Source organism: Pseudomonas sp. 2995-1, from assembly GCF_002742505.1.
Lineage (GTDB): Bacteria > Pseudomonadota > Gammaproteobacteria > Pseudomonadales > Pseudomonadaceae > Aquipseudomonas > Aquipseudomonas sivasensis.
Genome location: NZ_LJSA01000356.1, coordinates 73,341 through 97,358, shown reverse-complemented (window position 1 = coordinate 97,358; position 24,018 = coordinate 73,341). Strand labels below are relative to the sequence as shown.

23 protein-coding genes and 1 pseudogene are annotated in these 24,018 nt (G+C 60.5%); 8 read left to right on the top strand and 16 right to left on the bottom strand.

What is annotated here, in order from left to right; genetic code table 11:
* Window positions 1–121: 121 nt before the first annotated feature.
* Genes AOA61_RS16045 through AOA61_RS16030 form a run of 4 tightly spaced genes read left to right on the top strand, consistent with a single transcriptional unit; the run spans window position 122 to window position 3,349 of the window.
* Window positions 122–937: a MetQ/NlpA family ABC transporter substrate-binding protein gene (locus tag AOA61_RS16045; RefSeq protein ID WP_032884914.1), complete on the top strand. Its 816-nt coding sequence runs from the start codon at window positions 122–124 to the stop codon at window positions 935–937.
* Entirely contained in the window at window positions 934–2,049 is a 1,116-nt protein-coding gene (locus AOA61_RS16040; RefSeq protein ID WP_099602127.1) for a methionine ABC transporter ATP-binding protein, read from the top strand. Before AOA61_RS16045 ends, AOA61_RS16040 begins: the two co-directional genes overlap by 4 nt.
* A complete protein-coding gene (locus AOA61_RS16035; protein ID WP_003187635.1) occupies window positions 2,039–2,683 on the top strand; it encodes a methionine ABC transporter permease in 645 nt (214 codons plus the stop codon). The genes AOA61_RS16040 and AOA61_RS16035 overlap by 11 nt, the downstream gene beginning before the upstream one ends.
* 39 nt (window positions 2,684–2,722) lie before the next feature.
* On the top strand, window positions 2,723–3,349 hold the full coding sequence (locus AOA61_RS16030) for a bifunctional 2-polyprenyl-6-hydroxyphenol methylase/3-demethylubiquinol 3-O-methyltransferase UbiG (RefSeq protein ID WP_095186302.1): 627 nt from the start codon (window positions 2,723–2,725) through the stop codon (window positions 3,347–3,349).
* Window positions 3,350–3,459: 110 nt separating this feature from the next.
* On the opposite strand, the gene AOA61_RS16025 is transcribed toward AOA61_RS16030, so the two are convergent.
* The 11 genes and pseudogenes from AOA61_RS16025 to AOA61_RS15975 all read right to left on the bottom strand — a co-directional run bounded on the left by AOA61_RS16025 (window position 3,460) and on the right by AOA61_RS15975 (window position 15,336).
* Complete coding sequence (locus AOA61_RS16025; RefSeq protein WP_099602126.1) at window positions 3,460–6,516, bottom strand: efflux RND transporter permease subunit; 3,057 nt, start codon at window positions 6,514–6,516, stop codon at window positions 3,460–3,462.
* Window positions 6,513–7,583, bottom strand: coding sequence for an efflux RND transporter periplasmic adaptor subunit (locus tag AOA61_RS16020; RefSeq protein WP_032884909.1), 1,071 nt, complete (start codon window positions 7,581–7,583; stop codon window positions 6,513–6,515). The genes AOA61_RS16025 and AOA61_RS16020 overlap by 4 nt, the downstream gene beginning before the upstream one ends.
* Window positions 7,580–8,662 carry an efflux RND transporter periplasmic adaptor subunit gene (locus tag AOA61_RS16015; protein ID WP_099602125.1) on the bottom strand — a complete coding sequence of 361 codons (1,083 nt, stop codon included), beginning with the start codon at window positions 8,660–8,662 and terminating at the stop codon, window positions 7,580–7,582. Before AOA61_RS16015 ends, AOA61_RS16020 begins: the two co-directional genes overlap by 4 nt.
* A gap of 277 nt (window positions 8,663–8,939) precedes the next feature.
* The gene (locus AOA61_RS16010) at window positions 8,940–9,791 is read right to left on the bottom strand and encodes a transporter substrate-binding domain-containing protein (protein WP_095186306.1); all 852 of its coding nucleotides are present in this window, start codon (window positions 9,789–9,791) and stop codon (window positions 8,940–8,942) included.
* Entirely contained in the window at window positions 9,788–10,564 is a 777-nt protein-coding gene (locus tag AOA61_RS16005) for an amino acid ABC transporter ATP-binding protein (protein WP_099602124.1), read from the bottom strand. Before AOA61_RS16005 ends, AOA61_RS16010 begins: the two co-directional genes overlap by 4 nt.
* The gene (locus tag AOA61_RS16000; protein WP_099602123.1) at window positions 10,561–11,220 is read right to left on the bottom strand and encodes an amino acid ABC transporter permease; all 660 of its coding nucleotides are present in this window, start codon (window positions 11,218–11,220) and stop codon (window positions 10,561–10,563) included. The genes AOA61_RS16005 and AOA61_RS16000 overlap by 4 nt, the downstream gene beginning before the upstream one ends.
* Window positions 11,201–11,866, bottom strand: coding sequence for an amino acid ABC transporter permease (locus AOA61_RS15995; RefSeq protein ID WP_032884903.1), 666 nt, complete (start codon window positions 11,864–11,866; stop codon window positions 11,201–11,203). The genes AOA61_RS16000 and AOA61_RS15995 overlap by 20 nt, the downstream gene beginning before the upstream one ends.
* A 512-nt stretch (window positions 11,867–12,378) precedes the next feature.
* A complete protein-coding gene (locus AOA61_RS15990; RefSeq protein ID WP_095186308.1) occupies window positions 12,379–13,161 on the bottom strand; it encodes a MetQ/NlpA family ABC transporter substrate-binding protein in 783 nt (260 codons plus the stop codon).
* Window positions 13,162–13,288: 127 nt separating this feature from the next.
* Window positions 13,289–14,215, bottom strand: coding sequence for a sigma 54-interacting transcriptional regulator (locus AOA61_RS15985; protein ID WP_032884899.1), 927 nt, complete (start codon window positions 14,213–14,215; stop codon window positions 13,289–13,291).
* A gap of 48 nt (window positions 14,216–14,263) precedes the next feature.
* The gene (locus tag AOA61_RS15980; RefSeq protein ID WP_032884898.1) at window positions 14,264–14,845 is read right to left on the bottom strand and encodes an alpha/beta hydrolase; all 582 of its coding nucleotides are present in this window, start codon (window positions 14,843–14,845) and stop codon (window positions 14,264–14,266) included.
* Between the two features lie 242 nt (window positions 14,846–15,087).
* Window positions 15,088–15,336: pseudogene (locus tag AOA61_RS15975) on the bottom strand (hypothetical protein).
* Window positions 15,337–15,740: 404 nt separating this feature from the next.
* Here AOA61_RS15975 and AOA61_RS15970 point away from each other — a divergent pair.
* Together AOA61_RS15970 and AOA61_RS15965 are read left to right on the top strand one after the other, a co-directional pair.
* Window positions 15,741–16,589 (top strand): EamA family transporter, encoded by an 849-nt coding sequence (locus AOA61_RS15970; RefSeq protein WP_099602122.1) that lies wholly within the window; start codon window positions 15,741–15,743, stop codon window positions 16,587–16,589.
* On the top strand, window positions 16,589–17,536 hold the full coding sequence (locus AOA61_RS15965) for a LysR substrate-binding domain-containing protein (protein WP_099602121.1): 948 nt from the start codon (window positions 16,589–16,591) through the stop codon (window positions 17,534–17,536). The genes AOA61_RS15970 and AOA61_RS15965 overlap by 1 nt, the downstream gene beginning before the upstream one ends.
* Window positions 17,537–17,620: 84 nt before the next feature.
* Here the strand turns inward: AOA61_RS15965 and AOA61_RS15960 are convergent, their stop codons facing one another.
* From AOA61_RS15960 to AOA61_RS15945, 4 genes are all read right to left on the bottom strand, one after another.
* A complete protein-coding gene (locus tag AOA61_RS15960) occupies window positions 17,621–18,022 on the bottom strand; it encodes a biopolymer transporter ExbD (RefSeq protein WP_010565408.1) in 402 nt (133 codons plus the stop codon).
* A gap of 1 nt (window position 18,023) precedes the next feature.
* Window positions 18,024–18,746: a MotA/TolQ/ExbB proton channel family protein gene (locus tag AOA61_RS15955; RefSeq protein WP_099602154.1), complete on the bottom strand. Its 723-nt coding sequence runs from the start codon at window positions 18,744–18,746 to the stop codon at window positions 18,024–18,026.
* 51 nt (window positions 18,747–18,797) lie between these two features.
* Complete coding sequence (locus AOA61_RS15950; protein WP_099602120.1) at window positions 18,798–19,604, bottom strand: energy transducer TonB; 807 nt, start codon at window positions 19,602–19,604, stop codon at window positions 18,798–18,800.
* Window positions 19,605–19,826: 222 nt separating this feature from the next.
* Window positions 19,827–20,693: a LysR family transcriptional regulator gene (locus tag AOA61_RS15945; RefSeq protein WP_032884891.1), complete on the bottom strand. Its 867-nt coding sequence runs from the start codon at window positions 20,691–20,693 to the stop codon at window positions 19,827–19,829.
* A 102-nt stretch (window positions 20,694–20,795) separates the two neighbouring features.
* On the opposite strand from AOA61_RS15945, the gene AOA61_RS15940 reads away from it, so the two are divergent.
* Window positions 20,796–21,965: a CynX/NimT family MFS transporter gene (locus tag AOA61_RS15940; protein WP_099602119.1), complete on the top strand. Its 1,170-nt coding sequence runs from the start codon at window positions 20,796–20,798 to the stop codon at window positions 21,963–21,965.
* A gap of 97 nt (window positions 21,966–22,062) precedes the next feature.
* The gene (locus AOA61_RS15935) at window positions 22,063–22,998 is read left to right on the top strand and encodes a LysR family transcriptional regulator (protein ID WP_081797602.1); all 936 of its coding nucleotides are present in this window, start codon (window positions 22,063–22,065) and stop codon (window positions 22,996–22,998) included.
* Here the strand turns inward: AOA61_RS15935 and AOA61_RS15930 are convergent.
* Window positions 22,889–23,983 (bottom strand): fatty acid desaturase, encoded by a 1,095-nt coding sequence (locus AOA61_RS15930; protein WP_099602153.1) that lies wholly within the window; start codon window positions 23,981–23,983, stop codon window positions 22,889–22,891. The genes AOA61_RS15935 and AOA61_RS15930 overlap by 110 nt on opposite strands.
* Window positions 23,984–24,018 lie beyond the last annotated feature (35 nt).

Below are 24,018 nucleotides of genomic sequence, written 5' to 3'. Positions count from 1 at the left end.
CTCCCGATAGCGGTGTATCAGTCACCGGATTGGTTTGCTGACACTCCGCTATCGGGAGCAAGCCCCCTCCCACATTGGATCTGCATTGTTTGTCCTAATACCTAATGACTGGAAATCCACTATGAAAAAGACATTCCTCAATAACCCAGTCAAAGCACTGGCCCTGGCCTTCGGGTTGTTCAGCTCGGCGGTGTTCGCCGCCGATGCACCGTTGAAAATCGGCACCACCGCGGCCTTCGCGATTCCCCTGGAAGCCGCAGTCGCCGAAGCCGGCAAGCAAGGCTTGAAAGTCGAGCTGGTGGAGTTCACCGACTGGATCGCGCCCAACGTCAGCCTGGCCGCCGGCGATATTGACGTGAACTACTTCCAGCACATCCCCTTCCTGGAAAACGCCAAGGCCGCCGCCGGTTTTGACCTGGTGCCTTACGCGCCGGGCATCATCAACAACGTCGGGCTGTATTCGAAAAAGTACAAAAGCTTCAACGAGCTGCCCGAAGGCGCCAGCGTGGCCATCGCCAACGACCCGATCAACAGCGGTCGCGGCCTGCAACTGCTGGCCAAGGCCGGGCTGATCACCCTCAAGCCGGGCGTGGGCTACAAGGCCACCGAAGAAGACATCGTCGCAAACCCAAAGAAAATCAAAATCCTGCAAGTCGAGGCCGTGCAGCTGGTACGTGCCTATGACGATGCAGACCTGGTGCAGGGCTACCCGGCGTATATCCGCCTGTCCAAGACTTTCGACGCGGAATCGGCGCTGCTGTTCGACGGCCTCGACCACCCGGAATACGTGATCCAGTTCGTGATCCAACCGAAGAGCAAAACCGACCCGCGTGTGATCAAGTTCGTCGACATCTACCAGCACTCGCCGGTGGTGCGCGCTGCGTTGGATAAATCCCTTGGCAAGCTCTACCAAGTGGGTTGGGAAGATAAAAAATGACCGCCGCCCACTCTCAACTGCGCGACCTGGGCACACCGCCCAGGGACGCCGAGCAGACTGAACTGCATCCAGACCTGAACCGCGCGCACGTGCGCTTTATCAACCTGGGCAAGACCTACGACGGCACGGTGCATGCCCTGCAAGGCATCGACCTGGCGATCCAGCGCGGTGAGGTGTTCGGCATCATTGGCCGCAGCGGTGCTGGTAAATCCTCGCTGATCCGCACCATCAACCGGCTGGAGCGACCGAGCAGCGGGCGCGTGCTGATCGATCAGGTGGACATCGGCGACTTCGACGAAGACCATCTGGTAGCGCTGCGTCGGCGCATAGGCATGATCTTCCAGCACTTCAACCTGATGTCGGCCAAGACCGTGTGGCAGAACGTCGAATTGCCGCTGAAAGTCGCCGGCGTGCCCAAGCTCCAGCGTGAGCAAAAGGTGCGTGAGCTGCTGGAATTAGTGGGTTTGCAGGACAAGCACAAGGCCTACCCGGCGCAGCTTTCCGGTGGGCAGAAACAGCGCGTGGGCATCGCCCGTTCGCTGGTGCACGACCCGCAGATCCTGCTGTGCGACGAAGCCACCTCGGCGCTGGACCCGGAGACCACCCAATCGATCCTCGGCCTGTTGCGCGAGATCAACCGGCGCCTGGGCCTGACCATCGTCTTGATCACCCATGAGATGGCGGTGATCCGCGACATCTGCGACCGCGTGGTGGTGCTGGAACACGGGCGCATCGTCGAGCAAGGCCCGGTGTGGCAAGTGTTTGGCAACCCGCAGCACGAGGTCAGCAAGACCCTGCTGGCGCCGCTGCAACATGGGCTGCCGGAAGAACTGCAAAGCCGGTTGCAGCACTCGCCGTCATCAGCGGACGCTGCAGTGGTGTTGCGCTTGCAGCTCACCGGCAGTGCCAGCGATGAACCGGACCTGGCCGCGCTGTTCAGCGCTCTCGGCGGGCGCGTGCGCTTGCTGCAAGGCGGGGTCGAACGCATCCAGGGCCATGCCTTGGGGCAATTGCTGCTGGCGGTGAATGGCTCACCCCACAGCGCCGAAGAACTGCGCAACCGCGCCGCGAATTGGGCACAACAGGCGGAGGTGCTGGGCTATGTGGTTTGATCGTTTAGTACAGGGCGCCATCGACACCTTGTTGATGGTTGGCGTGTCGTCGCTGATTGCATTGCTGGTGGGGATTCCACTGGCGGTGTTTCTGGTGACCAGCGACAAGGGCGGCATCTACCAGGCGCCGGCGCTGAACCGGGTGCTGGGGGCCTTCGTCAATCTGTTCCGCTCGATTCCTTTTTTGATTTTGATGGTGGCCTTGATCCCGTTCACCCGGCTGATCGTTGGCACCACCTACGGTGTGTGGGCAGCGGTTGTACCGCTGACCATCGCCGCGACACCGTTCTTCGCGCGGATCGCCGAAGTGAGTTTGCGCGAGGTCGACCACGGGCTGATCGAAGCCGCACAGGCCATGGGCTGCCGTCGTTGGCACATCATCTGGCATGTGCTGTTGCCCGAAGCGCTGCCGGGAATTGTCGGCGGATTTACGATTACGCTGGTGACCATGATCAACTCGTCAGCCATGGCCGGCGCGATTGGTGCCGGCGGCTTGGGCGACATTGCGTACCGCTACGGCTATCAGCGTTTTGACACGCAGATCATGCTGACCGTGATTGTGCTGCTGGTGGTGCTGGTGGCGGTGATTCAACTGAGCGGCGATCGCCTGGCGCGGGTGCTGAACAAGAGGTGAGGTATAGTCGGGCCCTCTCAGCGCCCGGTATTCACCGTCATGACCCTCAAGCCCGACGATCTCAACCAGATCACGTCCACCACCCTCGGCCACTACAACACAGTGGCCGAGGACTTCCGTGAAGGCACTCGCGATCACGATGTAAGCCAGAATATCGACGCACTGCTGCGGCATCTCCAAGGTGCTGCGCCGTTCACCGTGCTGGATTTCGGTTGCGGGCCGGGACGGGATTTGCAGACGTTTACGCGAATGGGCCATATCGCCGTCGGCCTGGACGGCTCGGAGCGCTTTGCGCAGATGGCGCGCGAAGACAGCGGCTGCGAGGTGTTGCAGCAGGATTTCCTCAAGCTGGACTTACCCGCTGAACGCTTCGATGGGATCTTTGCCAATGCGGTGCTGTTTCATATCCCCAAGCAGGAACTGCCACGTGTGCTCAAGCAACTGCATGGGGCGCTGAAGCCTGGGGGTGTGCTGTTCAGCTCCAACCCGCGGGGTGAGAACCAGGAAGGCTGGAATGGGCCGCGCTATGGGGCTTATCACGACCTGGAGGCGTGGCAAACGCTGCTCACCACCGCCGGGTTTGTGGAGCTGGAGCATTACTACCGGCCGGCGGGGTTGCCGCGTGAGCAGCAGCCTTGGCTGGCCAGTGTCTGGCGCAGACCTTAGAGGCAACGCACTTCAAATGTGGGAGGGGGCTTGCCCCCGATAGCAGTGGATCAGTTGGAGCATCTTTGACTGACCCACCGCCATCGGGGGCAAGCCCCCCTCCCACATTTTTAACCGTGTTCTTCCTGTTGGGGTTCGCGGATCTTGTACCAGGCCACATACAGCGCCGGCAGGAACAACAGCGTCAGCAAGGTGGCGATGATGATGCCGCCAATCATCGCGTAAGCCATCGGCCCCCAGAACACTTCCCGGGCGATGGGGATCATGCCCAGACTCGCCGCTGCCGCCGTGAGCAGGATCGGACGACGCCGATGCTCGGTGGCTTCCACCACCGCGTCCCACGGCGTGTAGCCGGCCACTTCATATTCGTGGATCTGCGTCACCAGGATCACCGAGTTGCGGATGATGATGCCGATCAGCGCCAGGATACCGAGGATCGCCACAAAGCCCATGGGCGTGCCCGTGGGGATCAACGCCAGCACCACGCCGATCAGCCCCAACGGCGCGACACTGGCCACCAGGAACATCTTCTGCACGCTGTGCAGTTGGATCATCAGGAACGTCGCCATCAGGAACAGCATCAACGGCACCACGCTGGCAATCGGGCCTTGGGCCTTGCCGCTTTCTTCCACGGTACCGCCCGTGGCGACCTTATAGCCCACCGGCAGGCCGTCGCTGAATTTGTCGATCTCCGGCTTGAGCTGCTTGACCAAGTCGGTCGGCTGCATCTCGTCACGCACCGAGGCCTTGATGGTGATGGTCGGCTTGCGGTCGCGACGCCACACCAGCGGCTGCTCCAGTTCATAGCGCACAGTGGCGAACGCCAGCAGCGGGATCGAGGTGCCGTTGGGCGTGACAATCTGCAGGTTCTGCAAGGTTTCCGGGGTACCGCGCTCGGCGTCCTCGGCGCGGCCGACCACGTTGATCAGGTAGATATCGTCGTGCACCTGAGTCACCGAGGCGCCGCTGACCACGCTGTTCATCAACTGCGCCACGTCTTCGGATGACAGCCCGAGCTGGCGCGCCTTGTCCTGGGCAATGTCGATGCGCAGCACTTTGCCCGGCTCGTTCCAGTCGTAGATGATCTCGCCCAGGTGGGTGTTTTTATCCAGCAGGGTCGCCAGTTCGATGGCGTGCTTGCGCACCTGGTCGGTGTCTTTGCCGGACACGCGATACTGGATCGGGCGGCCCACCGGCGGGCCCATTTCCAATGGCTGCACAAAGCTGCCGATACCGACGAAGTCTTCACGCAGGCGTTTTTGCAGGCGCGCGATCAGCTCACCGCGTTCTTCCAGGCCTTTGCTGACGATCACCAACTGCGCGTAATACGGGTTTTCCAATTGCTGATCGAGGGGCAGGTAGAAACGGATCGCGCCCTGGCCGATATAGGTGCTCCAGCGCGTAATGTCCGGGTCGTCCTTGATGATCGCTTCGAGGCGATCAACAGCCTTGCGCGTCTCGTTGATCGAGGCGTTTTGCGGCAGGTTGAGGTCAACGAGGATTTCCGGTCGGTCCGACGACGGGAAGAACTGGTTCTGCACGAACTGCATGGAGAACACCGACGCCACGAACAGGCCCACGGTGATGCCGATGGCCCACCAACGGTTGCGCATGGCCCACAGCATGCCGCCATTGAACGCACGGCCGATGCGCCCCGGCTCGGCGCTGTGGGGTTTCACCTTGGCACTGAGGATATGCACGCCAATCACCGGCGCAAACAGCACCGCCACCACCCACGACACCAGCATCGCCACGGCAATCACCGCGAACAGGGTGAAGGTGTACTCGCCCGCCGAACTGGCGTTGAGGCCAATCGGCACGAAACCGGCGACGGTCACCAAGGTACCGGTAAGCATCGGGAATGCCGTGGAGGTGTAGGCGTAGGTCGCGGCCTGCTCCTTGGTTTCGCCTTTTTCCAGGCGCGTGATCATCATCTCCACGGTGATCATCGCGTCGTCCACCAACAGGCCGAGGGCGATGATCAACGCACCGAGCGACACGCGCTGCATGGTGATGCCGCTGTATTCCATGAACACGAACACCAGCGCCAGCACCAATGGAATCGAGCACGCCACCACCAGCCCGGCGCGCATGCCGAGGCTGATAAAGCTCACCACCAACACGATGATCACCGCTTCGAACAGCGCGCTGGTAAAGCCGCCGACGGCCTCTTCCACCACCTCGGCCTGGTCGGAGACCTTATGCACACCGACGCCCACCGGCAGGTCGGCGGTCAGTTCGTCCATGCGCGTGTGCAGCGCCTTGCCGAACGACTGGATGTTGCCGCCCTTCTGCATGGCGATGGCCAAACCAATCGCCGGCTTGCCGTTGAAGCGGAACATCGGCCGCGCCGGGTCGACGTAGCCACGGGTAATCTCGGCGATGTCCGCCAGGCGATAGAAGCGGTCATTGAGGCGCAAATTGACATCGGCCAGGTCTTTCTCCGAAGCAAACTGCCCGGATGTGCGCACTGAAATCCGCTCAGGGCCGGCCTCGATCACCCCGGCCGGGGTCACCGCGTTCTGCGATTGCAGGCTCTGCACCACCTGGCGCTGGTCAACGCCCAACGCAGCCAATTTGCGCGTGGAGAAATTCAGGTAAATCACTTCGTCCTGCTGGCCGATCATCTCGACCTTGCCCAACCCCGGCACCGAACGAATCTCGGCGCGCACCTGCTCCACGTAGTCGCGCAACTGGCGCATCGACAGGCCGTCGCCGGTAAAGGCGTAGACCGAGCCGAACACATCACCGAATTCGTCGTTGAATGACGGCCCCTGCAAGCCCTGGGGGAAGCTACCGCGAATGTCGTCGATCTTCTTGCGGACCTGGTACCAGATCTCCGGGATGGCCTTGGCGCTGGTGGTGTCCTTGAGGAACACGAACACCGTGGATTCACCCGGTCGCGTGTAGCTTTTCACGTAGTCGAGGGAGTCGAGCTCTTCGAGTTTTTTCTCGATGCGGTCGGTGACCTGCTTGAGGGTTTCTTCCTGGGTCGCGCCCGGCCAGCGGGTCTGGATCACCATGGTCTTGATGGTGAACGAGGGGTCTTCCTCGCGGCCCAGGTTCATGTACGAGAACACGCCCATCAGCAGCGCGACGAACATCAGGTACCAGACGAAGGACTGATGCTTGAGGGCCCAGTCGGATAAGTTGAAGCTCCCTTTCATCGCGGGCTGTCCTCGTCGATTTTGACTTTTTGCCCAGGCTTCAGGCTGTTTACGCCGGCGGTGACGATACGTTCGCCGGGTTTGACCCCACCGTTGAGCAAGGCGCTATCAGCATCACGGCTAAGCACTGTGATGTCGCGCGGTTGCACGGTCTGGCTTTGGGTGTCGAGGATCCAGATGCGGGTCTTGCCGTCGACATCCTGCAAGGCGCTCAGGGGCAACTCGATGCGTGGAGCGATGGCCGAACTCAAGGTCACACTGATCGCCGTGCCAAGGCGGAACGCGGGCGGTGTTTCGGCCAGGGTCAGGCGCGCGCGACGGGTGCGCGTGGCGCTTTGGGCCTGGGGTTCGATCTCGCGCACAGTGGCAGTGGTGTTGACGCTGGGGTCGAGTTGCCCGGCGACGAGGAACACCACGTCCGGGGGCAGCCGCTCGGCGAGACCGGCGGGCAGGTCGATCACCGCCTCCTTGATGTCCGGGCGCGCCAGGGTCACCACTTGCTGACCGGCGCTGACCACTTGGCCAGCCTCAGCGTTCCAGGCGGTGATAATACCGGCGTGGTCGGTGCGCAGCTCGGCGTAGTTGAGCTGGTCCTTGGCTTGGTTGACTGACGCTTGGGCCTGGTGGAGAGAGGCCTGAGTGGTTTTCAGATCGGTCTGGGCGATATCCAACTGCGCCTGGGCGCCGACGCCACGGTTGAACAATTCCTGCTGGCGGCGAGCGTTGGCCTGGGCGTTGATGAATTGCGCCTGGACGCGAGCGAGGTCGCCTTGGGCGGCGCGCAACTGGTTCTGCTGGTCGGTGGGGTCAAGGACAGCGAGCAAGGCCCCCTTCTGCACTTCAGCCCCCACATCCACGGCGCGGCGGGCGATACGCCCCGACACGCGAAACCCCAGGTTGCTTTCGTAGCGCGCCTGGATGGTGCCGGCGAAGCGGCCGAGGGTTTCCTGGTCTTCGGCCTTCACTTCCATGGACAGAACTGGGCGCACCGGCTCGGGCGCGGGTTCTTCTTTGGAGCAGGCCATCAGCAACAGGCTGGTGGTGAGTATGAGCGTCAGGCGCTTCATGGCTTGGCTCCCTGCTGGGCAATCTCGACCAACATGCCGGGATGCAGCAATTGCCCACCGGCCACGACGACTTTTTCGCCGCCTTTAAGGCCATCACTGATGATGACCTTACCGGTGAGGTACCGTGCCACCGTGACTTTATGCAACTGCGCCTTGCCGTCGCCGTCGACCAGCCACACGGCGGGTTCGCTCAAGTCTTTGGTCAATGCCGACCACGGCAGCTCGACGCTGGGCTTGGCCGGGCCATTGGCGGTGGCGCTGACCACCGAACCGAGCTGCATGCCTTTAGGCAGAGATTGCAGCGCAATCTTCACCTGCACCGTGCCGGTGTTGGCCGCCACGGCGGGCGTGACTTCACGGACTTTGCCCTGGGCCTTGATGCTGGGGTTATCCAACAGGCTGACGGTGATCGGCGCGTCAGGTGGCGGTTCCACCAACAGGGATTCATAGACGTTGAACACCGCGTCGCGCTCGCCATCGGTGGCCAGGCTGAAAATCGGCACGGTGGCTTGCACCACCTGGCCGACTTCAGCTTGGCGTGCGGTGATCACTCCCGGCGCATCCGCAATCAGCGCGGTATAGCCGAGTTGTTCACGGGCGTTGGCCAACTGGGCCTGCGCGGCGGCCAGGGCACTTTGGCTGCTGCGCAGCGCGGCCTGGGCAGAATCGTATTCGCTGCGGCTGGTGTAGCCCTTGGGCAGGAGTTTTTCCTGGCGCACAAAGGCAGCGGCAGTCTGTTTGACTCGCGCCTGTTCCGCCACGACCTGGGCCTGAGCGGAATCGACGTTGGTTTGCAAATCCTTGGGATCGAGCTTGGCCAGCACTTGTCGGGCGGTCACGCGGTCGCCCACATCCACCATGCGCTGGATGATTTTTCCGCCGACGCGGAAGGACAAGTCGGTTTGCACGCGCGCCTGGACATCCCCGGTCAGCGTGACTGCCGCGGCGAAATCCGCGGGCTGCACGGTTTGCACAAATACTCGGGAATGCTGCTTGGGTTCAGCCTTTTCCTGGCCGCAAGCGCTCAGCAACACCACTAAACCCAAACCGACGATACAGATGGAAATACGACCGCCCATGCAGACTCCTTGTGCGCGATGCGATGTGCCAGTGTGTATGCGACTGTGAGCTTAGATCAGGGTTCCTTATCTGCATGGGGAAGGCGTATTGAGGGGGGTTCACCGGCCTCATCGGGGCATAGGTATCTACACAACGTTGGCTCAACGCTGAACGTCCGGCAGATAGGGCTGTTGTGGCGAGCGGGCTTGTCCCGTTCGCCACAGGGAGATTTGTCAGGGTCTGAAAGTTGTGTAGATACCCCATGCTCCCGATAGCGGCATAACAGTCAGCGCAGAACTAGCCCTGCCACTTCCCGCCTTCAACAATCACACTTTCAGGCTTGGTGTCATCGCTCAGTTCTTTGCGCACATATTGGTCATACAGCTTGAGCAGGAATTTCTCCTCACCCAACTTCGCCAACTCGGCATTCACCCAGTCACGCAGTTCGACGTTGCCCTTCTTCACGGCAGGCGCGATGGGCGCTTCGTCGCCGAGTTTCTCTTCCAGCACGCGGTAGCCGGGGTTCTGCTTGGCCCAGCTGAACAGCACCAGGTTGTCCTGGGCATAGGCATCGCCACGGCCAGCCGACAACGCTTGCAGCGACTCGGAGTTTTTCTCGAACTTGAGCAGTTTCCAATCCGGGTGGTTCTTGGTCAGCCAGATGTCAGCAGTGGTGCCGGTGGTGACGATAGTGGTGCGGGTGGCCAGATCGTCCAAGCTTTTGACCGAGCTGTCGTTCGGCACCAGGGCCTGTACCGCGACTTTCAGGTTGGGGTTGGTGAAATCCACGGCGTCCTTGCGTTCCGGGGTCACGGTCATGTTGGCGAGGATCAGGTCGACCTTGTCGCTTTGCAGGAACGGAATGCGGCTCGCCGGCTCGACGGCGACGAATTCGACTTTGTTTTCATCGCCCAACAGGTCTTTGGCGAATCGACGGCCAATGTCGGTATCGAAGCCGACGTAACGGCCGGCTTCATCCACGAAACCAAACGGTGGCTTGTCGGTGAAGACCCCAACGATCAGCTTGTCGCGCGCCTTGATCTTGTCGAGGTAGCTCACGGCAGCAGCAGGTTTGGCGGGCTCTTCGGCCTTCTTATCGCAGCCGGCCAGTAAGGCGACGGCCAACAGTGGCAGCAGTAACTTTTTCATAGCAACTCCAGTTCCTTGGTTTTCTTGGGCAGTGTTGACACAAAGGAGAACTTCTCCAGGAACTGCTGCGCGCGTGCGGTTTGCGGGTTCGTAAAGAATTCTTCGGGGGTGTTGTGTTCGAGGATGCGACCGGCCTCCATAAACACCACGCGGTCGGCGACGGCGCGGGCGAAGGCCATTTCATGGGTGACGATGAGCAGGGTCATGCCATCGCGGGCCAGGCCTTGGATCACTTCCAGCACTTCCTTGACCATCTCCGGGTCGAGGGCGGCGGTGACTTCGTCGAACAGCATGACTTGAGGGTTCATGCACAGCGAACGGACGATAGCGATGCGTTGCTGCTGGCCGCCGGAAAGCTGGCGCGGGAAGGCATCGCGTTTGTCAGCCAGGCCCACGCGTTCCAGCAGTTTCTCGGCCTGCTCGCGGGCCTCGCGGGGGTCGCGTTTTTGCACTTTGAGCGGGCCGAGCAGGATGTTGTCGAGCACACTCATGTGCGGGAACAGGTGGTAGCTCTGGAACACCATGCCGATGTCCTGGCGTACCTGGCGCCAGTCGGTATTTTTTTCCAGCAACTCCTTGCCGGCAAACCGCAGGCTGCCGCTGTGGGCCACTTCCAACCCGTTAAGGCAACGCAACAAGGTGCTTTTGCCGCAGCCGCTGGGGCCGAGGATCACCACCACTTCACCGCTTTGCACACTCAGGTCGATGCCCTTGAGCACCTGCTGGTCGCCGAAGAATTTGTTGAAACCCTGGAACTCGATCAATGCGCTCATGCTTGGGCCCAGCGCCGTTCCAGCACCTTTGAGGCGGCCGACAACGGGTAGCAGATAAAGAAGAAAAACAGGAACAGCACGCCGTAAATCAGAACCGACTCATAGGTGCGCTCGATGATTTGCTGGCCCACCTTGATCACATCCACCACGCCGATCAGCACCGCCAGGGAGCTGGTCTTGATGATGCGCGTGTAGACGTTGATGGTCGGCGGGGTCATACGCTTGAGGGCCTGGGGCAGCAACACGTAGCCGTATAACTGCGGGTCGGACAAGCCAATCGACAGGCCGGCTTCGCGCTGGCCACGGGGCAGCGAATGCAACGCGCCGCGCACCACCTCGCCCACTTCGCTGGCGCCCCACAACGACAGCACCAGCACCGCGCACCAGAAGCTCGGGATGCTCAGGCCAAAGAAGATCGGCAGGCCAAAGAACAGCAGGTACAACCACACCAGCACCGGAATCGCCCGGAACAGCTCCAGGTATAGCCGCAGCACCGCGTTGATCAGCGTGTTGTTCAAGGTGCGCAGCACGCCATACAACACGCCGCCGACCGTACTGAAGGCGATGCTCAAAAACGAAATCGACAGGGTTTGCGCAGCGCCCTTACCCAATTGCGGCAACGACACCCACAACAACTCAAGACCCGAACTGGCCATGCTGGAGCCTCCTTTCCAAGCGGCTGAGCAGCAGCGATAGCGGCAAGAACAACAGCACGCAAATCAGCGTCAGCACGGCGAGCATTTCGTAGGTCTTGTAGTAGAGGGCGATGTAGCTCTTGGTGGTGTAGAGAATCTCCGGCACCGCCACGGCAGAGACCACGGTGGTCTCCTTGAGCAAGAAGATGAAGTTGGCGAACAACGCCGGCAGGCTGAGGATGCCCGCTTGAGGCAGGATCACGTGGCGCAGCAGTTGCCAGTGAGACAGGCCAATGGACTTGCCCGACTCGATCTGCGCCAGCGGCACCGCTTCCACACCGGCGCGCAGCACTTCGGTGAGGTAGGCGCCGCCCAGGAAAGTCATGGTGATGATGGCCGCCCAGAACCCGGAGATATTGAACCCCAGGGCCGGCAAGGCGAAGTACACGAAGAACAGCTGGATCAGCAGCGGCGTGTTACGCGCCAGCTCCACGTACAGCGCCACCAGGCGCGACAGGTAGGGCGTGCGAAACACCAGCAGCGCGGCGTTGATCAGCGCCACCAACAGCGAGGTGGCAATGGCGATCAAGCCTACTTGCAGTGTCACCCCAACGGCTTTTAGAAACGCCGGCAGGGTGCTGAGGATAAATGCGAAATCGAAGGTCATCTTGAGTCCATATCGCCGCATGGGTAATGCCGCGAGCGCAGTCCGTTCCGGCGTGGGTAACGCCGGGTAGCGCGAACTCTAAAGGTATAAAAAGCAAAATTTAAATACCTAAATAGCATATTGATATCACCCAAAAAGATAACCCCCGGATTCGCGGGTTGGACAGGTGGCAGCTATGGTTGGGGGGTCTGTTTTTCGAGGGAATGAACCATGAACAAAGCGAAACCGATTGATCCGCAGGAGCTGGTGAAGTGGTTGGTGGCGTTGCGCAGGGCGATTAACAGCCGAGCTCTCTAAAACCACGGACAATCCAAAGTGAGATGAAGATCAAGTGTGGGAGGGGGTTTGCTCCCGATAGCGGTGGTTCAGTCAGTACATCTTTGACTGACACACCCCTATCGGGAGCAAGCCCCCTCCCACATGTCGATTGCATTCCAAATTCCAGGCATAAAAAAACGCCGACGCTCTACAAGCCGTCGGCGTTGAAACCTTGAAGGGGGTTTTGAGTTACATCAGAACGCCGGCACGACCGCGCCGTTGTACTTCTTCTCGATGAATGCTTTCACTTCCGGGCTGGTCAGGGCCTTGGACAGTTTCTGGATAGCGTCGCTGTCCTTGTTGTCCGGGCGAGCCACCAGGAAGTTCACGTAAGGCGAGTCGGCACTTTCGATGATCAGCGCGTCCTTGGCTGGGTTGAGGCCAGCTTCCAGGGCGTAGTTGGTGTTGATCAAATCCAGGTCAACCTGGTCCAGCACGCGTGGCAGCAGGGCCGATTCCAGCTCTTTGAACTTCAGGTTCTTCGGGTTGCTGGCGATGTCTTTCGGCGTGGCCAGGGCGTTGGTCGGGTCTTTCAGGGTGATCAGACCGTTCTTTTGCAGCAGCAACAGGGCACGGCCGCTGTTGGAACCTTCGTTCGGGATGGCAACGGTGGCGCCATCTTTGAGCTCAGAAATATTCTTGATCTTTTTCGAGTAACCGCCGAAGGGTTCAACGTGCACGCCAACCACGGTAACCAGGTTGGTGCCCTTGCCCTTGTTGAAGTTTTCCAGGTACGGCAGGGTCTGGAAGTAGTTGGCGTCCAGGCGCTTCTCGGCAACCTGCACGTTTGGCTGTACGTAGTCGGTGAAGACTTTGATTTCCAGGTCCACGCCTTGCTTTTTGAGGGCTGGCTTGACCAGTTCGAGGATCTCAGCGTGCGGCACTGGGGTCGCGGCTACGACCAGTTTCTCGTTGGCCTGGGCGAAGCCGGCAGTCAGGGCAGCCGCCAGAGCGGTAAACAACAGAACCTTTTTCATGCAGTGTCCTTATCGGAATTCCGGGGGCGTCGGTGACGACCGTTTTTATGTGGTGTGCCAGCGAAGTGCTATCGCGGCGTGAAACGGACAATACCTATATTTTTTATTCCCGAACAATATCTTTTATTCACGTTGATATTCCATTTTGCTCATACAGGAATTTTCGCAATGATTCCTGCTCGGCAGGACTGGCAGCGTTGAAAATCCGCTGCAGCTGCTCCACCGGTGAACCCGCCACCGGCAGGTTCAAGTGTTCGGGCAAAATCTCGTCGCCGCTGCTGACCAGCAAGGCAAAGTGAATAACGTTCTCCAGCTCGCGCGTATTGCCCGGCCAGCTGTGGTGCTCCAGGACTCGCTGGGCAGCGTCGCTGATCAACGGCACCGGCAGGTCCAGGCGCTGACTGTAGATGCCCAGAAAATATTCGGCCAACGAAAGGATGTCGCCGACCCGCTCGCGCAGCGCTGGCAAGTCCAGTCGGCCTTCACTCAAGTAATGGAACAGTCGCTCATGAAACTTGCCCGCCGCCACGGCCTGGGCCAGGTCAATGCTGGTGGCAGCTACCAAGCGCACATCCACCGGGCTGGGCTGATGGGCGCCGACGCGGGTAACTTCGTGGTTTTCCAGGGCTGCGAGCAATTTCACCTGAATCGGCAGCGGCAAGTCGCCGATCTCATCCAGGTACAAGGTGCCGCCATTGGCCGAACCAAACCACCCGGCCCGGCTGCTGGCCGCGCCGCTGTGGGCACCCGCCGCGTAGCCGAACAACTCGGCGTCGGCGTACGTCGGGCTGATGGCTCCGCAATTGACGGAGACAAACAGCCCGGTGCGATCACTGCCCCGGTGAATATGCCGCGCCAGCAGTTCTTTACCGCTGCCGGTCTCGCCGCGAATCAACACGGGCAAAGCACGCGGTGCGAGGCTTTCCAGCTCTTCGCGCAGTTGACGCGAACGCGGGTCGACGAACACCAGTGCCTTGGCACGAATGCTCAGTGGGCTTTTTTCGGCGTCGGGGAAGGTCAGCAACGGCTGGCCGAAGGTTTCATGCAGACTCATGGCAGGCTCCCGCCCCAAATCCACTCAGGGACGGGGCGTTGAAAAAATTTATGCGCTACGCCGGGCGTGGTGCTCAAGGCGGCTTTGCAGGCGATAGAGGTAGGCGAAACCCTGCTCCCAACGCTGGTGGCCGGACTTCACATTGATATGGCCGGCGCCGGACAGGATGCCGGCTTCGGCGCCCCAATTGCGCGCCAGTTCCAGCGCACGCGGGGCGCTGACGGCACTGTCGTTGTCGGAGCTGACCACCTGACTGGGAAAAGGCAGCAAGTCGGTCGGGATCGGCGCGAAGTTGCGCAGGGCTGGAGAGCAAGCCGGACGTTCGACATCGGCCGGCGCCACCAGCAAGGCACCGCGCACCTGCCGCAAGTACTGCAACGGCGCAGCGGCGGCCCAATGGGCCACAGTGATGCAGCCAAGGCTATGGGCGATCAGGATTACCGGCGTGCTGTCGGCAGCGATGGCTTCAGCCAACGCGGCCACCCAGTCTTCGCGACGCGGGGTGAGCCAATCGGCCTGCTCAACGCGCGCGCTGTTGGGCAAGCTATTTTGCCAATGGGTTTGCCAATGATCTTCTGGCGATCCTTGCCAGCCCGGCACGATCAGATAACGAATCGACTCGCTGTGCATGGGTGTGCCCTCCTGCAGCGTTTAACGTTGTAGGACAGTATAGGGACGAGGGTTATATTCGTTAAGGAATAAGAAGCTATTTATTAATAACCAAAAAACCAAATGTATCTAGGCTCAAAATGTGGGAGGGGGCTTGCCCCCGATGGCGGTCCGTCAGCAACAAATAGGTGGCTGATCCACCGCTATCGGGGGCAAGCCCCCTCCCACATTGACTCGATTTCACATTCAATTTGCAGTGGTTTTTAGATGACGTGATGGGAACGAGGCATGCAGTCGATGGTGCGATTTACCACGGTCTTGGCCATTTCCAGCAAATGCCACACCGCATGGACTTTCGAGCGGTCGTGCGGCTGCAGGTGCTCACAACAGTCCCATACGGTGGCCTAGACGCTGTGAATCAGATGGGCGATATAGAGTTGGGCGTCCTCGAAACCGAGGTTGTCGTTGGCGACGAGACAGTCAACGGGTGGATCGGGAAGTCCTTTGGTCATGGTGCAACTCCTATTGAACACCGGAGCTACCACTAGCGCTGCTAAACGATAGGTGGCAGCTGTACGCGGGTTAGCAGACTGGTCAATAGGAACACCAGCGCACCCGAGGGTGCCCCACGCACAGCCACCATAAATGGAGATGTGAACCGTGTGCCTATTGACATCAGGCTGCTAAACCCGATCACTGGAAACCAGCGACGGGCCGAAGACTAGCCATCCATTCCAACAGCCACAAGGCGGCGGGGATTGTCTCGGAAACGTCCTGCAATTTAAAGGGACATGACTTGCTGGCCCTTTAAAAACCATGACGGTTCTTAATGGCAGCACTGACGAGCTTTCGCTTCTGACCATGGCACATGACTGCGTTAAATAGCCGCCTTCATTTCCTCCCCCGCCCGAGCCCCATGGACAACTCCAACATCGCGATCACCCTAGTTTTGATATCTGCCCTCATGCACGCCACTTGGAACGCAGTCGTCCGGGCCGGGAGCAGTCGCTTGATGACCTTGGCCATGGTCGACGGTACGGCGTTGCTGATCTGCCTGGCGGCGCTGCCGCTGGTGAATGCGCCAAGCCTGCAGGTGTGGGGCTACGTGCTGGTTTCCGTAGTGCTCAACACCGCCTATCGATTGTTCCTGATCAAAGCGTATGAAACCGGTGATTTCGGCCAGGTCTACCCGGTGATGCGTGGAGTGCCACCGGTTCTGGTCGCACTGTTTTCTTACGTCCTGCTGAATGAGCATCTGTCGTTCCACGCATTGGGCGGGGTGTTGCTGATTTGTGTAGGCATCATCAGCCTGACATTCGTGCGAAGGATGACCGCGCGCATGTTCAAACCAATCTTGATGGCCGTATGTGCTGGTGCGTTTATCGCGTCATACACGGTGGTGGATGCCAAAGGGGTAAGAGCCAGTGAGACGGTGCTGCAATACATCCTCTATCTGACGGTATTCCAGAGCATTCCGATTCCGGCGCTGGCGTTTTTCAAGAAGCGTTTGGCATTCGCCGAGGCCATTCGCAACCATTGGAAAGTCGGCGTTATGGGCGGCGTTCTTTACCTCATTTCCTACGGATTGGTGCTGTTTGCGCTGTCCCTGGACGCGGTGGCCAAGGTCTCAGCGTTGCGGGAAACCAGTGTTATTATCGGCGCCATTATTGCCGCGCTGTTTTTTCACGAGCGGTTCGGCTGGCGGCGGATGCTTTCGGCGTTCGTCATTGTTTGCGGGATCATCCTGATCAAAGTGAGCACCTGATGGGCCAACGTCCGCCACCTACTCCCATGCTGCAAGCCTTCGTCAGCGCTGCGCAAACGGGGAGTTTTGCGCGCGCCGCCTCCCAGTTGAACCTGACCGCCAGTGCGATAAGCCATCAGATTGCAGGGCTGGAGGAGTGGTGGGGCGTGCAGTTGTTCGAGCGCCACTCTCGGGGCGTCAATCTCACCGCTGCGGGACAGGCTTTGTTGCCGGTGGCTGACGGTTTTTTCAACGCGCTTGACGCGGTGTTGCACACACTTAACCCGAGCAAGTCCCAGCCGCTTTACCTCTCGTGCACGTCTTCTCTGTGTTCCAGCTGGCTGATTCCCAGGATGCATGGTTTTCACTCCGACGCTTCATTGAATCTCGACCTGGTATTGACCAGTGCGGATATGAACAGCACCCATCTCGGCGCCCATCAATTCGATGTTGCGATTGTGATGGGATACGGCAACTACCCGGATCATCATGCCGAGCTACTTATGCGCGATGCCGTGTTCCCGGTTTGCTCACCGGCATTTCAACAAGCGAACGGCGATATTCCGCTGACAGATATTGCGCGATACCCGCTCATTCACCGCGTGGACGATCAAGTGTGCCCGGGGTGGGAAAGCTGGTTTGCATTTCAGGGCTTGGCGGCTGCGCCTTATCACCATGGGCCGCGCTTTCCGGACTCAAGCCTGGCAATCAGCCTGGCGGTGAAGGGGGGCGGGATTGCGCTGGCCAGAACAGCGTTGGTGTATGACCAGTTGGAAGAAGGTGCATTAGTCACGCTAGGCGGCCCGGTGATGATGTCGCCGGCCGCGTACTACGTTATTTGTCGGAATGGGCGGCAGTCGGAGCCTGATATCGCCAGGTTGATTAACTGGCTAAAAGAGAGCGTTAGAACGTTTCAGCGAGAAGTTGAAATCCGGTATCCACAAATCGCTGGGGTTGGCGCACTTTGAACGTGTGGTATTGCTGAAACCCAGGCAAAAAAAAGGCCGCACCCTGCCAAGGAGACGGCCAAAAAATTGTCGAAGCTTTTGAAGCTAACGTGCAGTAATCACCGACAGTTTGGTAATCCCCGCGCGCTCGATAGACGCCATGGCTCGCGCCACTTCGCCGTAGTTCACTCCGTCATCCGCCTGCAGTTGCACCCGCACATCGGGGTCCTTGGCCTTGGCCGCCTGCAGGTTGAATTCCAGCAGGTCCGGCTGGATTTCGTCCTTGTTGATAAACAGTTTGCCGGCGCCGTCGATGCTCACCACCAGCGGGTCTTTCTGCTCCACCGGCGCCACGGCCTCGGTCTTGGGCAGGTTGATCGGGATCGCGTTGGTCAACAGCGGCGCGGTGACGATAAACACCACCAGCAGCACCAGCATCACGTCCACCAGGGGCGTGACATTGATCTCGCTCAGTACCTCATCACTGTCTTGTGTAGAGAAGGCCATTTCAGGACGCCTCCTTCACTTTTTGCGGGTTGCCGGCAGCGCTTTTGTTGAGCGCCGGGTGCAGCAGCACACGGAAGGAATTTTTCTGCGCCAGGCTATAGAAGTCGTGGGCGAAGTCATCCAGGTCGGCGGCAGTCAGCTTGAGGCGACGCAGGAAGTAGTTGTAAACCAGCACCGCAGGTACGGCGACGGCGATCCCCACGCCTGTTGCAACCAGTGCGGCACCGATGGGGCCGGCCACGGTTTCCAGGCTGGCGGAACCGGCGGCGCTGATGCCCTTGAGCGCTTCCATGATCCCCCACACGGTGCCGAACAGGCCGATAAACGGCGAGGTGCTGCCGATACTGGCGACCACGGCCAAACCGGTCTCCAGAGAGCGGCGCTCACGTACGATCTGCTGGCGCAGGGCGCGTTCGAGGCGGTCCTGATGGTTGATTGCCTGGCTCAAGTCGGCAGCGTGAGGCGCATCGCCAACCTGGATCGCGGCATAACCGGCCTGGGCCACGCGGGCAGCGGCACCCGGTTGGGTCTCTGCCAATTCAGCGGCTGAATCAAGACTCGACGCCGCCCAGAACTGTTTGTGGAACTTGCGATCCTGTGCCTTGAGGCGACCGAACTGCACGCCCTTGAGCAAGGCCAAGCCCCAGGTGGCGACCGAAAAGACCACCAGCAGCCAGATCACCGCGCTTTCGATGGATTCAAGTGGAGATGCTAATGCCATGATGTTTTCCCTCTGTACAAGTCGCGGCGTGTGCAACACACCGAAGCGCAATAGTTAGTGAATCTTGAAGTCGATCGGAACGCTGACCCAGCCGTCCTGGGCCACATCGCCCTGCTTGGCCGGCACGAAGCTCCAACGCTTTACGGCGGTCAGTGCGGCGTCGTCGAGTTGCTGGCGACCGCTGCTTTTCTGGATCTGGATCTCACCCGGCTTGCCGCTGGCCAACACATGAACCCGCAACAACACCGTGCCTTCCCAGCCCCGGCGCTGGGCCAGTGACGGGTATTCAGGTGCCGGGTTCTTCAGGTACGCGGCGTTGGCAGAAGCCGGAGTAACCGGGGCGGGCGCAGGCGCGGCGACCGGCGCTGGCGCAGGTGGCGCAGGGACCGGTGGCGCCGGCGGTTGCTCTACCGGTTTGGCGACCGGTTTGGGCACGGGTTTTGGCACCGGCTTGGGTTTCGGAATCTTTTTCGGCGCCGGCTTGGCAGCCAACTCATCCACCACAGGGGGCGGTGGCTCGACCACAGGCGGCGGTGGTGGTGGCGCAGGCGGTGGAGGTTCAACCACTGGCGGCGCTGGCTGGGAAAACTCGATGGTCATCGGTGGGATTTCCGGCGGCACAATCGGCAGCACTGGCGTCGCCTTCTGGCTCACCCAATAGATCACCGCACCGTGCAGGGCCAGCACCAGCAGCCCCAGCAGAATCCCTTCGCGGCGGCTAGAAAAACGCTTTGGAGTCTTCTGCGTTCGCAGTTGCCCCAACGGCGCGCGGTGCGGCCGGCCAAGGTCGACCAACTCACCACCAGGTGCCTGACGCCATAGCGCCTCGTGTGCACTGGCGGCGGTCTGGACATTGCCCATTGATTCACTCCCTACGGTCTTAAAACAAAAACCGACAGGCCTGCGTGGAAGGCCGTCGAGGGCTGAATCATCGGGGCCAGACGCTTATCTCTTAAAGTAATCTTTGAAGTTATACATAGATCTAAATTGAATAAACGAAGTCGGCACGAACGCCCAAGCCAGAGCCTGCAAGGCCTGGCGCCGAGGTGTGTTTTTTCAATGCTTTTCAGGCATAAAAAATATTCAGTAAAGGCATGGTTCGACGGGGCTGTTTGCGCACAAATCCAACAGTTCAGCCTGCAAGCATTGCCCCGCCGCGCTCAGGCCAGGACGCGCATATAACGCCAGGCGCACGCCTTGCACCGCCGGTAAACCGCTGTCCGGCCCCAACTCCACGTGCCCAGGCTGCACCACCCGGCGCGGTAACAGACTCACGCCCAACCCCGCCGCCACAGCCGAACACACACTGGCCAGGCTGGCGCTGGAATAGCCGATGCGCCAGCGCCAGCCGCTGACTTCCAGGTGGTGCAGCATTTCGTTGCGGTACAACCCGCCCACCGGAAAGGCCACCAACGGCAAGGGGTCGCGGCCCAACGACGGCATGCTGCGGCTATCGACCCAACACAGCGGCTCGGGCCACGAGGCCAGACAGTCATCGCTGTCGCCCATCTGCTTGACCAACAACACATCGAACTCGCCGCTGCGGAATTGGCGCTGCAACTCGGGACCGAGACCGCTGGTGACCTCCAGGCGCACCCGTGGATACGCCAACACAAACGCCGAGAGCAGCGGCATCAGGCGCTCTGCGGCAAAGTCTTCCGGTACCCCCAGGCGCAGCACGCCGTCACTCTGCTGGTTGATCAGCACATCGGCGGCTTCTTCATGCAGCGCAAGGATGCGCCGCGCATAGGCCAGCAAGCGCTCACCTTCAGCCGTGGCGACCACGCGGCGTTGGTCGCGGTCCAGCAACTGGCACGCTACCGCGTCTTCGAGGCGCCGAATCTGCTGGCTGACGGTGGATTGGGTCAAATGCAGGCGCTCGGCGGCGCGGGTGAAGTTGCTGCAGTCCACCACGGCGACAAAGCTTCTGAGCAACACGGGATCGAACATCATCATTCCCTTTGCCACTGGTTGGCATGGTTATATTTAATTTCAGAATACCTGTGGCGATGGCCATACTCACGCCTCATTTACCCACTGCATGGACGCTGCATGATCCTCAACAAATCCCTCGCCGGCTGGGGCCTGCTCGTAGTGCTGGGCCTCAACCTTCGGCCGATCCTCAGTTCTATCAGTCCGCTGCTCGGTGAAATCCGCTTGGCCACCGGCCTCAGCTTCCAGAGCAGTGCCCTGCTTACCAGCTTGCCGGTGGTGTGCATGGGGCTGGTGGCGTTGGTGGGCGTGCGCGTGGAAGCGCAACTGGGCGAACGGCGCGGTATCGCCCTGGGTTTAACGATGATTCTGCTGGCGTGCCTGGCGCGCTGGGTGATGGGCCAAGCGTCGGCGCTGCTGGTCACGGCGTTGCTCGGCGGTGCCGGTGTGGCGCTGATCCAGGCGTTGGTGCCCGCGATGATCAAGCGTGAGTTCCATCATCGCGTGCCGGTGGCGATGGGCGTCTATTCGGCCTCGCTGATGGCCGGTGGTGGCTTGGCGGCGCTGCTCAGTCCGTTGGTGGCCACGCATTTCGAGGACTGGCAGGCAGGATTGGGCGTGTGGCTGTTGCCAGCGCTGGGCGCCTTGTTGCTGTGGGCCTGGCTGCCGCTGGGCGCAGCAAAAAACCCCCAGGTGGTGCCCGCATTCAAGGGCCTGCGCAATCGTCGCGCCTGGCTGCTGGCGGTGTATTTCGGGCTGGTGAACTGTGGCTACATGAGCCTGGTGGCGTGGCTGCCGGCCTACTATCAGCAATTGGGCTGGGGCGTGCTGCCCAGCGGTTCGCTGCTGGCGTTCATGACCATCTTCCAAGTGATTGCCGCGCTGCTGATGCCAGTGCTCGCGCAACGCGGTATCGACCGTCGCCCCCTGCTCGGGATCAGCCTGCTGGCACAAACGGTGGGTTACCTCGGTCTGCTGCTGGCGCCGCTGCAATTTCCTCATCTGTGGGTGGCGTTGTGCGGCTTCGGTCTGGGCGCGTGTTTCGCCTTGAGCCTGCTGTTGACCCTCGACCACCATCGCGACCCTCGGCAAGCCGGGCAACTGGCGGCCTTCGTACAAGGCGTAGGCTTCCTGATCAACGCGATCTCGCCGTGGATGACCGGCTGGCTGCGCGAGATCACCGGCAACTTCACCAGCGCCTGGGTGGTATTGACGGTGACTGCAGTGGCGATGCTGATGGTGACGCGGGTGTTCAGCCCGACGAGTTACCGCACGGCACCCGCTCTATAGATATGCTTTTAAGATCTAATTAAACCAATAAAGCTTCGTTGACGGCATAAGCAATCCCCTTAAAATCCCGGTTCCCTTAAAGGATGCCGGGCACACCATGGACCTTCGCCAACTGCGCTATTTCATCGCGCTGAATGAGTACCGCAGTTTTGTGCGCGGCGCCGAAGCCATGGGCATCACCCAGCCGGCTTTCAGCCGCAGCATCCAGGGCCTGGAGCAAGAGTTCGGCTGCGTCCTGGTGGATCGCGCCCATAAAGACCTGCGCCCGACCCCCGAAGGCCAGGTGGTGTTGCAGCATGCCTTGAGCCTGGTTCAAGGCGCCGCATTGCTCAGCCATGAAGTCACACGCATGACCAAGCTCGACGCCGGTGAAGTACGCTTTGGCAGCGATGCGGTGGCGGCGGTCAACTTGGTGCCCCAAGCGATGGCACGGTTCATCACCGCCTACCCCAAGGTACGCAGCGCGTTGCAAGTGGATAACTGGGAAAGACTCGGGCGCAGCCTGAGCCGTGAAGAGATCGAATTTTTTATCGCCGATGTGCGCCACTTCGAAGCCGACCCAAACTTCCAGACTCAGGCGCTCACGCCGCGGCGCAGTGTGTTTTTCTGCCGTGCCGGGCACCCGTTGCTGGCCAAGGACAGCCTGTCGACCAATGACCTGTTCGACTATCCCCTCGCCACGCCACTGATCGCACCGGGCATTCGAAAACTGTTAGCGAACCTGAGTGGGCGCATCGACTTTGCCCCCGCTATCGAGCTGGAGCAGTTTGCCGCGCTGGCCCTCATCGTGCGCGAGTCAGACACCATCGGCCTGGGCGCAGAAGAAGCCTTCGCCGCCCCCTTGGCCAGCGGCGAATTGAACGTGCTGCACTGGCGCAATGTGCCTCATGCCTTGGAAAGCCTGAACAACCGATGCGCAGTGATCAGCCGCGCTGGGGTTCGCTTGTCGCCTGCGGCGAAGGCACTGATCGAAACGCTGCTGGCGGTGGAAAACCAAGCCGATTGGCCCGCGCAAACGTCCCAAAATCATTGAACCGCACACCCATCTCGGCCATGACCTTGTGCGCCACCTTGGCGGTCATCTGGCGGATGTAAAACGGCTCTTTCACCACAAAATGGTGAATCCCGTGAGTGCTGCCGAAGTTGAAGCAAAACGCCTGCAACGGCCACATCCACCAGGGGTTCAGTACTTGGGTTTGCTGGATCACGTTGCCCAGTTCCACATCGCCGTAGTAGTGCATGTTGGAGCTGACAAAGTGCAGGCAAAAGGTGCGCAACACGTTGGGCCCGATGATCACCACGGCGGCAATATCGATCACCTGCATCATCTGCAAGGTGCCGGCGGACCATTCGATAGGCGCACCCAGCAGACTGGCGACGCCGTTGGCTGCATGGAAGCCGAGGAAGATGTACCACGCCCCCCAATGCAGCAGTGCCAGCGGTGCGTAGACCAGCAGCGAGCGTTTCAGGATCTTGAGTTTGTGGCCCCAGGTTTTGGCGCGCAGCATGCGGATAAACGCCGACATCACGTTATCGCCCACCATCAGCAACCGCGCAAAGCCCCAAGGCTCGCCATTGGTGATGGCGCGCTCTTCCATATCGGTCTCGGTGCCGGAGACTTTGTGATGGTTGAGGTGCAGGTGCCGGCGAATCCACGGATTGATAGTGCTTGGCCGCGCAAGCCACACCAGGCCCATCATCAAATTGTGGGGCAGGCGCTGCTTGCGAAAGTACATGCTGTGGATCAGGTCGTGTTCCAGCTCGTGGGTCAGCGAGGCCAGGAAGGCGTTCAATAACAGGCACGCCCACCAGGCCATGTGACCGGTGATGTAGAGCGCCGCCGAGCCAATCATGCCAAGCAGCGCGAAGGCCAGGATGCCCGCGCCCAAGGCGTCTTGATGCAGCAACCACGGGTGCTGCTGGCGCAGGCGCACGCCTTCGGCGAGTACGACTTCACGGATATGTGCTGAACGCTGTTGTGCGTTCATCTGCTGGGGACTTGCAGAAGTACCGTCCATGCTCCCATCCTCTTGTTCATAGATGGTTACATCCT

What these genes read in the sequence shown, in the direction of transcription:
- AOA61_RS15930 (WP_099602153.1), bottom strand. Translation starts at nt 23,983, where the DNA reads ATGGACGGTACTTCTGCAAGTCCCCAGCAGATGAACGCACAACAGCGT.
- AOA61_RS16045 (WP_032884914.1), top strand. Translation starts at nt 122, where the DNA reads ATGAAAAAGACATTCCTCAATAACCCAGTCAAAGCACTGGCCCTGGCC.
- AOA61_RS15965 (WP_099602121.1), top strand. Translation starts at nt 16,589, where the DNA reads ATGGGCCAACGTCCGCCACCTACTCCCATGCTGCAAGCCTTCGTCAGC.
- AOA61_RS16030 (WP_095186302.1), top strand. Translation starts at nt 2,723, where the DNA reads ATGACCCTCAAGCCCGACGATCTCAACCAGATCACGTCCACCACCCTC.
- AOA61_RS16015 (WP_099602125.1), bottom strand. Translation starts at nt 8,662, where the DNA reads ATGGGCGGTCGTATTTCCATCTGTATCGTCGGTTTGGGTTTAGTGGTG.
- AOA61_RS16040 (WP_099602127.1), top strand. Translation starts at nt 934, where the DNA reads ATGACCGCCGCCCACTCTCAACTGCGCGACCTGGGCACACCGCCCAGG.
- AOA61_RS15980 (WP_032884898.1), bottom strand. Translation starts at nt 14,845, where the DNA reads ATGCACAGCGAGTCGATTCGTTATCTGATCGTGCCGGGCTGGCAAGGA.
- AOA61_RS16010 (WP_095186306.1), bottom strand. Translation starts at nt 9,791, where the DNA reads ATGAAAAAGTTACTGCTGCCACTGTTGGCCGTCGCCTTACTGGCCGGC.
- AOA61_RS15945 (WP_032884891.1), bottom strand. Translation starts at nt 20,693, where the DNA reads ATGTTCGATCCCGTGTTGCTCAGAAGCTTTGTCGCCGTGGTGGACTGC.
- AOA61_RS15990 (WP_095186308.1), bottom strand. Translation starts at nt 13,161, where the DNA reads ATGAAAAAGGTTCTGTTGTTTACCGCTCTGGCGGCTGCCCTGACTGCC.
- AOA61_RS15950 (WP_099602120.1), bottom strand. Translation starts at nt 19,604, where the DNA reads ATGGGCAATGTCCAGACCGCCGCCAGTGCACACGAGGCGCTATGGCGT.
- AOA61_RS16005 (WP_099602124.1), bottom strand. Translation starts at nt 10,564, where the DNA reads ATGAGCGCATTGATCGAGTTCCAGGGTTTCAACAAATTCTTCGGCGAC.
- AOA61_RS16020 (WP_032884909.1), bottom strand. Translation starts at nt 7,583, where the DNA reads ATGAAGCGCCTGACGCTCATACTCACCACCAGCCTGTTGCTGATGGCC.
- AOA61_RS15970 (WP_099602122.1), top strand. Translation starts at nt 15,741, where the DNA reads ATGGACAACTCCAACATCGCGATCACCCTAGTTTTGATATCTGCCCTC.
- AOA61_RS16000 (WP_099602123.1), bottom strand. Translation starts at nt 11,220, where the DNA reads ATGGCCAGTTCGGGTCTTGAGTTGTTGTGGGTGTCGTTGCCGCAATTG.
- AOA61_RS15935 (WP_081797602.1), top strand. Translation starts at nt 22,063, where the DNA reads ATGGACCTTCGCCAACTGCGCTATTTCATCGCGCTGAATGAGTACCGC.
- AOA61_RS16035 (WP_003187635.1), top strand. Translation starts at nt 2,039, where the DNA reads ATGTGGTTTGATCGTTTAGTACAGGGCGCCATCGACACCTTGTTGATG.
- AOA61_RS15940 (WP_099602119.1), top strand. Translation starts at nt 20,796, where the DNA reads ATGATCCTCAACAAATCCCTCGCCGGCTGGGGCCTGCTCGTAGTGCTG.
- AOA61_RS15995 (WP_032884903.1), bottom strand. Translation starts at nt 11,866, where the DNA reads ATGACCTTCGATTTCGCATTTATCCTCAGCACCCTGCCGGCGTTTCTA.
- AOA61_RS16025 (WP_099602126.1), bottom strand. Translation starts at nt 6,516, where the DNA reads ATGAAAGGGAGCTTCAACTTATCCGACTGGGCCCTCAAGCATCAGTCC.
- AOA61_RS15960 (WP_010565408.1), bottom strand. Translation starts at nt 18,022, where the DNA reads ATGGCCTTCTCTACACAAGACAGTGATGAGGTACTGAGCGAGATCAAT.
- AOA61_RS15985 (WP_032884899.1), bottom strand. Translation starts at nt 14,215, where the DNA reads ATGAGTCTGCATGAAACCTTCGGCCAGCCGTTGCTGACCTTCCCCGAC.